The sequence below is a fragment of the Providencia sp. PROV174 genome, from assembly GCF_028480685.1.
GTDB classification, from domain to species: domain Bacteria; phylum Pseudomonadota; class Gammaproteobacteria; order Enterobacterales; family Enterobacteriaceae; genus Providencia; species Providencia rettgeri.
Genome location: NZ_JAMPOT010000021.1, coordinates 161,878 through 171,604 on the forward strand (window position 1 = coordinate 161,878; position 9,727 = coordinate 171,604).

Below are 9,727 nucleotides of genomic sequence, written 5' to 3' on the forward strand. Positions count from 1 at the left end.
ATATGACAAGCAATATTCTGATTGCATAGAAAAAGAGATCAAATATCATATACCCTCACCTTCTAACAAAATAATTAACATCTTTGAGTCTAATATGAATTTCTTCTCTTTTGAGTTTCTTGGCTCTTTCTTAATTTTTTTTCTTATTTATTGGGGTTGTCAGCCCAGTGCAAAACTACAGAATGGCTTATTAATCACTGCTAGCTATTTTTTTGTTTATTCATTTAGCCCTGACTTTGCTTATATTTTATTTAGCTACACACTGATCATTTATTTGCTTACCAATGTGGCAACTAATTGGCTCTCTAGTCGATGGATATACGGTATTCTTACCGCCGTCATTATTGGTTTCTTTACCACTTTTAAGTATTACTCATTCTTCCAAGAGACTATCCAGCAAACACTCGACAAATTTGGTTTTAGTGTTGGCCTTCCTATATTGGAGATACTCGCACCTCTTGGCCTCTCCTTTTATGTATTCCACTCGGTAAGCTATACCGTATCGGTTTGCCGCAAAGAAATTCCTAAAGCTGATTTCTTTGACGTAACACTATACCTTGCATTTTTTCCAAGTATCGTCGCGGGACCAATCAATCGTGCGAAGAACTTTCTTCCTCAAATACAAGCTGAAAGCCGTGAGGTTTTAGATCCTCGAAAAGCCATATTGCTTATCTCATTAGCACTGGTGAAATTATTTTTATTTAGCTCTTACTTATCTGAAAATTTTGTAAACCCTGTCTTTGATGCCCCTGTGGGTTACAGTGCGGGAGAGATTCTAATAGCAACCTATGCGTATGCTTGGAATATTTACTTTAACTTCTCTGGTTATACCAACCTGGTGACGGGCATCGCGTTATTATTAGGGTTTAGAGTTCCTGTTAACTTTAATGCGCCTTATTTAGCTGCAAATTTAAAAGAGTTTTGGGCTCGCTGGCATATCAGCTTATCAACCTTTATTCGCGACTACATTTATATTCCCCTTGGCGGTAACCGCAAAGGTTTTAGTCGTATGAACACTAATGTATTCCTTGCTATGGTCATTTCAGGGTTATGGCACGGTGCTGCAATGACATTTGTGGTATGGGGAGCCATTCATGGATTAGGGATTGTATTACTCAATCTTAAGAGTTTATGCATGGAAAAATTAGGATGGACTCAAGTGATCCCTAATAAAACATTATCAGTTTGGGTTTCGCGTATTATTACTTTCCATTTCGTCTGTTTTGCTTGGATCTTCTTTCGTAGTGCCTCATTTGATGATGCACTGCTAATAGTCAATCAAATCACTGCACCTGGTTTTATCGCTTCTATTAATGCAAGCTTGGGATTATTAGTCGCATTTTGGCTACTACTGATTACCTACCCTTATTTTGTACAAGGCTACCATTATGTGGCGAAAAAATACCAAACTATTCCTTGGTATTATTACCCTATTCCGCTCGCGATTATTCTAACCATTATGTTTATGCTTTCTCCTTCAGGTATGCCGGGGTTTATTTATGCTAACTTCTGAGTTTAAAAATACCCTCATCAAGGTTGGGCAGATTTTATTTATTGTCCTCGTTGCCGGCCTATTATTAATTTGGTTGAATCAAAGCTCACTAGAACGATTTTGGCAGCAGAAATATCATCAAGATACCCCATGGGCAAAAATGTCGGGTAATCCTATCTGGGATTACGGAGCTTATTTACATGATGGTGCACTTGAAGCTGGAAGCCTATTTACTTACTACGCATCAGGGCAAAAAGCGCAAGAGGACAATCAAGCGGCAGAAATCGCATTGGCCAATAAAGACAAAGCACTCAGTTTTCCCACCGGGTTTCAAGTTGGTCTTCATTTTGTGAATGGCTATGTTTACCCAGCTGAAAGCTTATCGATTACCTTCCCTGAACGCCTGAAACGGCCACAAGCTAGGGAGAAAAACCCCAAAATTAACTTTGGTGGTTTTACTATCAAAACAGATCAGCCAATCGTGCCAAAACATGTTGCCAATATCGAAAAAGGCCAACAAGTTCTGTTTGCGGGGGACTCCATGATGCAAGGTGTTGCTCCACATGTTAAAAACATGCTCTTGAAAAAATATAATATTGATAGCATTAATCTAAGCAAACAAAGTACAGGATTAGCATATCCACGCTTTTTCAATTGGCCACAAACCATTGCCAAGGCATTGAATGATAACCCGAACATTAAGGTTCTCGTCGTTTTTTTAGGCCCTAATGACCCTTGGGATATGCCACCACAAACGGGTTATAAATACGTCAAATTTAAAAGTGAAGATTGGGAAAAAGTGTACCGTGAACGGATTAGTGATATAATATCGACCGCTCGCCAGCACAATGTTGATGTTATTTGGGTTGGCCCCCCTAATATGCGTAAAAATACGCTCTCCGATGGTATGAAATTCTTGAGTAGCCTCTACCAATCTGAAGTTGAGGATAACGGCGAAATTTACTTTTCTGTCAATGATGTCTTTAAATATAAAGGCGATACCTATTCTGACTATATCGGTGATGCAAGCAGTACAATTAAATTGCGAAGTGGTGACGGGATCCATTTCAGCGGAAAAGGCCAACAATTGATTGCTGAAAAAGTATTCTCACTCATTCATTTCGAAGAAGAGGAAGAAAAGGAACCTCATGAAACTGAACAAACTGTGTCAAGCTAAGTCCAAAATATTGGCGGGTAGCGTGATTGCGCTTTTATCGCTGGGCTTATTGTCTTGCCAGAACACATCAGACAAAACACGTACGACTAGCCTCCCCAAAGGCCAGCCTGCGGTTGCACAAGGGCAGTTGATCAATAACGCCGAACCTAATTTGCCACTGTTGGCGAAAAAGCTACGCCAAGGCAACCAACAAGTGCATATCGTCCAAATTGGTGACTCACACACCGCCGCTGACTTTTTCAGTGGCAATTTAAGAACCTTGTTCCAGCAACGCTATGGGGATGCTGGCCCAGGTTTTATTCCGCCTATTTCAGTGCCGGGGCAACGTACCGCAACCATTAATCGCACAAGCGAAAAGAAGGAGTGGTCTCTGGCTTCCAGCCGTAAAGATGAGCGCTTTGATTACCCACTTGGTGGGCTAATCGCCGAGCCGCAAACTGCCAACAGCAAAGTAGTGCTCAAGCCTTTACAGGCTGCGCTAGGGGCTTACCAGCTACAGACTCTCTATCAAAGCGCAGGTGATTCACAAATGCGTGTCGCTCCTACTGTTTCTCCCAGTGTTGCATTGCCAGCCACGGGTAACCAGTGGGTATTTTCATCCCCTGTAAATACCCAACTTCCCGTTCAGGTTACTGTTAATAAAGGTAATGGGTTAAAAATTGGTGGGTGGTTAGTGCGTTCACAAAAACCAGGAGTGATGCTTTCAGCACTTGGGCTCAATGGTGCAACATTAAGTATGGCAGATAAATGGCAGCCACAATGGAGCGAAACTTTAGCGCAAATGTCGCCTGATATGGTGATTTTAGCTTATGGAACCAATGAAGCTTTTAATGATACGTTAGATTTAGCCGCTTATGAGCAAAATTTACGCGCTAAAATCCGCTTAATTCGCCAACAAATGCCTAACAGCGTTATTTTGCTTATCGGCCCGAATGATTCACTTAAATTTAATAATGCAGCTAGTTGCCAAGCTCAAATGCCTGTGAATCTAATGAGTGTGATACAAATTCAAAAGACGGTTGCTGCTCAGGAAAATACGTTATTTTGGGACTGGCAAGCCTTTATGGGTGGCCCTTGTTCAATTCGCACATGGGCAGCTCAAGATTTAGCCCGCCCAGATAATGTTCACCTTTCTGTTGAAGGGTACAAAAAGAGTGCTCAAGGTTTATATAGTCAGTTAAGCCAAATATTAAATTAATTACTGACTCAATGCACGATAAGGCAGAGGTATTTTCAACGTACCCTGCCTTTTTATTTACTACTATTTTTAATATTTATCGCCTAATAGTGGCTATTTCACTTTAGCTTTTTTCTTACTTATCTTTTTGTCACTCTAAAAGTCCAATTCCAATTTTAGAGCTAAAATAATTATTTCAAATAAAAACAACAAATTAAAAACATCACTCTCGGAATACTACTGACTAATTACGAATTTATTTTTCCTTCTAAAAAACATAAAAAATCGTGACCATTAATTAAATCAATATACACCGCATAAAATTAGTATCCCTGCGTTCCTTCTAGTAAACCATATCGCTATACACTGCGATTTATAAAACAAGGAGGTAATGACAAACCACTTTGCAGCTTATGCAAGCTCAGGGTTTGTTGTTAAAAAATGGAAACCGTGAACAATTCTTTGACACAACCAGAATATTTTTACGGTCGCAATCGTAGGTAATATTTATTTAGGTTCAAAAATGTCGACTAATTTCTGTGTAAAATCGTTTCATACCTATATTGAAACGCTATCAAATAAAATAAAAAATAGCTTTTACCTCACTCACTCCCTACTCTTTAAACTGAGCTCGGGTGAAATTGATATGCGAATAGAAGAAGGCCCATGGCAAAAACTGATAGCCTCAGATATCTGTTTTCTCCCCAAAGGATCCTCAATTGAGATAATCAATCGTGATAATCACAATCTACTCGCTGTGGATGTACTTCCAATGACCACAGACATGTTAAAATCTTTTTATCAACAACAATCTGCATTATTTATTAATAAGAAAAAAACATCTTCAATAGGTCAAATTTGTTGTACTAACTTACAAGAAAACCCAATTATTGAAGATGTATTTCACTCTGCCATTAAAGAAGTTAACTCAACTGCCAACCAGGATATTATTCATATTCATTTGGGTTTTATTTTGTCATTTTTTTTACTGGTAAATGAATTTATCCCTACATTATATGCATCAATAAATATCTCGATAAAAGATAAAGTGTATGACTTAATTTTTCATAGTGCAGGTAAGCAATGCCATACTTTAGATACTATCGCGAAAAAACTTCATATGAGTTCTTCAACGCTTAAACGACGACTGGCCAGTGAATACACCAGTTTTTCTAAAATTAGCTTAATGTCACGAATGAATAAAGCGATGATATTATCGAGAACAGAAAATATGCCTATGACACGTATTGCTCAAGAAGTCGGCTATGATGATGTGCCTTATTTTTTACTCGCATTTAAAAATTTTCATTCCCAGTCAAATCTCACCTACCCCCTGCTCTAATACGCTTTATCTCTTTTAATCATCATCTATAAATACTTGAGCCTCACCATTTCCATGGTAAGGCTCTAGTTTACCTAAAAATAGTGATTATCAATATCTATCGGTAACATTGTGGTATCTATTGGGGGGATATCAACATGGTTACCCCCTGTGTTATCTACGGGAGCAGGGGTGACGGCTGCATCTGGTAAACTTGAATCAATCACAATACTCCCTTTAAGCTGTGCCTGATTCCCCGCTTGGTCATAGACATTAATTTCATAAGGGTAGGCCCCATCATTAAGTGGGTTTGCCACGGTAATTTCCCATTGACCCTGTCCGTTTGTTTTTTGCTTATAGGTATGGTTATCAATAGTTAAAAATACGGTGGTATTGGCCTCTGTTACTCCACTGAATTTTGGCGTTTTAATGTTGGTAATTTCATTCTGTTCACCGCCTGTATTCGTTAGTTCATCTAGCTGCCCAGTAAGTTCAGGCGCTTTTGAATCAATGGTAACTTGCCCTGTTTTTACCATACCATTTCCTGCTTTATCTTTTACCTCAATACGGTAATTATAAGTGCCATCACTCAACGCTTCAGTCATAGAGACAGTCCATTCTCCCTTTTCATTGGCACTCTCTTGGTAAGTTTTTTTGTTGATTGTAAACTCAACCAATGCGTTCGGCTCTGTCAGCCCATTGAATTTGGGTCGACTATGATTTGTTACAGCATCATTTAATGTGCCGGAATTAGTACTAACATCTAAGCCAAACTCAGTCATATCAGGTAGTATCGTATCTATTGTTACTTTTCCTGTTAAAAGTTGCGTTCCTGCGTTACCTGCAAGATCAGTTATCTTTATTTGATAATTATATTCGCCATCTGTGAGTGAATTAGGTAAAGTAAACGCCCACTCACCACATTGGTTCACCTTAATATCTTTATAAACCTGTTGACCAACAGTTAATTGTAGATAGGTTCCTGGTTCTGCAATCCCTGCAAACGTAGGTGTTGGAGTATTCATTACAATATCTTGTTTAGTTATAGAATCTGTGGAGTCAAAAACCCCACCAATAAGAAAATCGGGCGCTAATGTATCAATAATCAATTGCCCTGAAACTTGGCCTTGAATACCTTGAATATTATCAATCGCAAAAATCACATAATCATGAACACCTTCACTCAATTCAGTATTAACGTGAATTGACCATTCCCCTTTTTCATTAGCAATGGTTTCAAAAGCTGAAACCACTTTATTATCAAAAACTAATCGAATTATCGCATTCGGTTCAGTTATTCCAGTGAATATAGGCTTATTGATATTTGTGTAGTTATCGCCCTGAATGCCCGAATCTGAGTTTGGTGTTAACTCTCCCGTCGCCAAAGCGATAGTTTTTACCGTAAAATCGCCCGATATGGGTTGCATACTAGTTTGGCCAAGTATGTCATGCGCTTCGATTTCATAAGAGTAAGCCCCCTCAGCAAGTGCTTCCTTATCCGATAGTTTAATTTGCCAGTTACCATCGTGATCCGCAGTCGTATGATAAATATTTCCATTGATCTTCAAGCGTACTTGCGCGTTAGCTTTAGTTGCTCCACTAAATGTAGGTTGGTTAACATGAATAATACCATCACTTGTTAGTGAATCGTCTAAGACTGCGGTTAATTCAGGAGGGGAGATGTCATAGACTAAATCAAACTCAAACTGCGTTTCACGGTTAACTAAATCCTTTGCGCTAACCAATAATTTAATACTTTCTCCGTCCTTAATACCAACAGGAACAATGTCGTTGGGTAATTTTATTTGCCAACTTCCTTGGTTATTTGCCTTCGTTGTACCCAGTATTTTTCCATTTGTATCTTTGATGCTCACCAGACTTGCGACACTTGTAGTCCCAGTGAGTGTTAAGTCATTTTGGTTGAAAAGTAATTTTCCGTCTTTTTCAGAAATTAATTGTTTATCATTCACACCAAATTCAATACTTGGGGCAGTCTTTCCAGGCACGTCACTGAGCACTTTAATCATCACTTCATGATCAGTTTTATTACCGGCGATATCAAATGCCGTTATTTTTGCCACATGCTCACCGTCAGGTAATACTAGCTCATTAGCAAACACCGTTTTAGAGCCATTATATTTAGTTTGTAGCTTACTATGCCGAGTCGTTTTTCCATTCACGTTTATCAGGTAATAATCCATGTTTCCATGATAACTGAAAACCAGTTTAGGATTGGTTACATTCGCAACTTGCGTCCCCGCATGAACCTGCTTATCAACAACATGAAAATCATTAAATGTTGGCGCCGTAGTCAGGATGTTGAGCGTCGTTTGCGCTGTCGTAAGGCTACCATCATCTTGAATAAAGGTAATATGGTAGGCACCATCCCCTTGAACTGGCACCTCAAAGCGCCACTCTCCTCTATCGTTGGCTTGGATAGGGTAACTTTTGCCATTCATCTTGGCTAAAATAATGCCGCCTGGGGTTATTTTACCTTTATAAACCGGGTGCTTATGGTTAGTATAATGGTTTCCGAGTTGCCCAGAATCGGTATCAGGGTCAAGGTAAAATTTAAAATCACTAATGGTGACGAAAGAAGAGAACTCCCTTACTGAGCCATAAACATCTTTAAATGTTAAGGTATAAGGTACATCGCCTAAAGGAAGCTGAACATCATCGGGGACTTTAAAATCCCATTTTTTACGTCCATTCGTTAGCAGAACGTTATATTGTTTACCTCCTATCATTATAGAGGCCGAGAGTTCATCACGATCCGACGCCCCAGAAATCGTTCCCTGTAACTTTGGCGAGCGGCTTGAACTTAGTGAGCTATTGATTTCTCCGGTACTGCTCGACTCCGCGGCCACTTGAAATGTCACATTTAAAACACTGTCCTTGATTTGAATACCTTTTTTTTCAATTGATTGCTCTGTAACAATTCCTGATGACGAAGTTGCAACCAATACCATTTGGTCAAGATCATAACGACGATCCGCGACAAGAAAACCGGGGGGCAAACTAAAAGACCAATTTCCTTCTTTATCAATCTCGGTAATGGAAAAAACATGCTCCTCTTTCTTACTCAATCTAAATTTAAATTTTAAACTTGAACCCGGGGTTACCTTCCCTGTAAATGTTGCCTCTAAGTCATTAGTCGATTTATCACCATGAAATTTACCTAGGGTCCACGGTGAAGCTAAAGCCGCATTCGTTATCTTTGGTGGATTAACATTAATCGCCAGTGTACCCATTTTTTTGAATTGATTATCTGCCGCATCCGTGACAACAATTTTATAGTCACCAATAAAATCTTTCGGTAATTCGTTAGGTAAAGTCAAACTCCAAAAGCAGTTGTTATCAACAACTGTTGAAACTAACTCATTATTTAATTCCAGTACAATTTCACTACCCGGTTCACTTTTTCCGGTAAATACAGGTTTGCGATGTGCCGTAATAAAGTTTCCTTTGGTTCCAGTATCCGCTTCTGTGCCGAGTTCAACGGTTAATGTGGGGGATATCGTATCAATAAAGATATTTCCAGAAATATCCTTTATTTGCCCATTTGTCGGGTGCTCAGCCGTCACAAGATACTGGTTATTTCCTTCCACAAGCTCCTTAGCTTGAATTTCCCAGTTTCCAGTCACGTTATCAGCGAATACAGAAAAGCGTTCATTCCCGATGATCAGTGTCACTTTAGCCCCCGCTGTAGCGAACCCTGTAAACTTAGGGGCTGTAATATTGGTGATATAATCACCTTTCTTTCCACTATCACTCGCAGCGTCTAATGTGGCGACAAGAATCGGAAATTCAGCTTCCCCACCTCCCACTGATGGGGGTTGATACGTGAAACTCTGACTGATTGTATCTTGGTTGCCCGCCGCATCCTCTGCGGTGATCTTGTAGTGATTATCCATACCGACATCTGCATCAACATCAAAAATCAGAGACCATTTTCCTTGGCTATCGGCATAAACTGTTTTAATTTGTCCTTTGAATTCAGCCGTAATTTTACTTTCGGGGTCAGCTTCGCCACTAATTTGTGGTCTTTTTAAATAAGTCACCGAAGTATTCGGGTTTTCTTGGCTTGCAGGATCTAAATGTACGGTCAGTGTAATATTGCTATCGACAATGAACTGACCGTTGGATGTACCAACATTTCCAATGGTATCGGTCACACTCACTTGATAATCATACTTGCCGTCTTTATCCACCGCAGGCAACGTTATTTGCCACTGCCCGTCTTTGTCTGCAATGGTGCTGTACTCCTGCCCCGAAAATTGGATAACAATCGTCGATTGGGGTTTGGTGCTCCCTGCCAAGGTCACCGCTTGTTGTTGGGTGATATGGTCGCCTTTGATCCCCGAGTCACTGCTTTCGGTCAGTGTCGCTTGTGCGGCGGGTGGGGTAGTATCGATATGCAGTATTTCACTGATTTTCTCACTATTACCCGCAATATCAGTAACCTGCACCTTAAGTGAATGGCTTCCCGACGTGAGCGGTGAGGTGATCAACACCGACCAATTCCCTTGACTGTCTGCTTGCGTAGAATATGTTTTCCCG

The 9,727-nt window shown here is 39.9% G+C and carries 5 protein-coding genes; 4 read left to right on the plus strand and 1 reads right to left on the minus strand.

Annotated elements, in window-relative coordinates; all coding sequences use genetic code 11:
* The first annotated feature begins 94 nt into the window (after positions 1–94).
* The 4 genes from PSE60_RS17585 to PSE60_RS17600 all read left to right on the plus strand — a co-directional run bounded on the left by PSE60_RS17585 (position 95) and on the right by PSE60_RS17600 (position 5,188).
* Positions 95–1,513 (plus strand): MBOAT family O-acyltransferase, encoded by a 1,419-nt coding sequence (locus tag PSE60_RS17585; protein WP_272666282.1) that lies wholly within the window; start codon positions 95–97, stop codon positions 1,511–1,513.
* Positions 1,500–2,669, plus strand: coding sequence for an SGNH/GDSL hydrolase family protein (locus PSE60_RS17590; RefSeq protein ID WP_272666283.1), 1,170 nt, complete (start codon positions 1,500–1,502; stop codon positions 2,667–2,669). The genes PSE60_RS17585 and PSE60_RS17590 overlap by 14 nt, the downstream gene beginning before the upstream one ends.
* The gene (locus tag PSE60_RS17595; protein ID WP_272666284.1) at positions 2,641–3,867 is read left to right on the plus strand and encodes an SGNH/GDSL hydrolase family protein; all 1,227 of its coding nucleotides are present in this window, start codon (positions 2,641–2,643) and stop codon (positions 3,865–3,867) included. Before PSE60_RS17590 ends, PSE60_RS17595 begins: the two co-directional genes overlap by 29 nt.
* 502 nt (positions 3,868–4,369) lie before the next feature.
* Positions 4,370–5,188, plus strand: coding sequence for a helix-turn-helix domain-containing protein (locus PSE60_RS17600; protein WP_272666285.1), 819 nt, complete (start codon positions 4,370–4,372; stop codon positions 5,186–5,188).
* A 74-nt stretch (positions 5,189–5,262) separates the two neighbouring features.
* On the opposite strand, the gene PSE60_RS17605 is transcribed toward PSE60_RS17600, so the two are convergent.
* Positions 5,263–9,727, minus strand: a 4,465-nt coding sequence (locus PSE60_RS17605) for an Ig-like domain-containing protein (protein WP_272666286.1), incomplete at its 5' end; no start/stop codon positions are given.

Bases quoted from the DNA above. Each gene is read 5' to 3' on its own strand.
- PSE60_RS17585 (WP_272666282.1), top strand. From the start codon at position 95: ATGAATTTCTTCTCTTTTGAGTTTCTTGGCTCTTTCTTAATTTTTTTT.
- PSE60_RS17590 (WP_272666283.1), top strand. From the start codon at position 1,500: ATGCTAACTTCTGAGTTTAAAAATACCCTCATCAAGGTTGGGCAGATT.
- PSE60_RS17595 (WP_272666284.1), top strand. From the start codon at position 2,641: ATGAAACTGAACAAACTGTGTCAAGCTAAGTCCAAAATATTGGCGGGT.
- PSE60_RS17600 (WP_272666285.1), top strand. From the start codon at position 4,370: ATGTCGACTAATTTCTGTGTAAAATCGTTTCATACCTATATTGAAACG.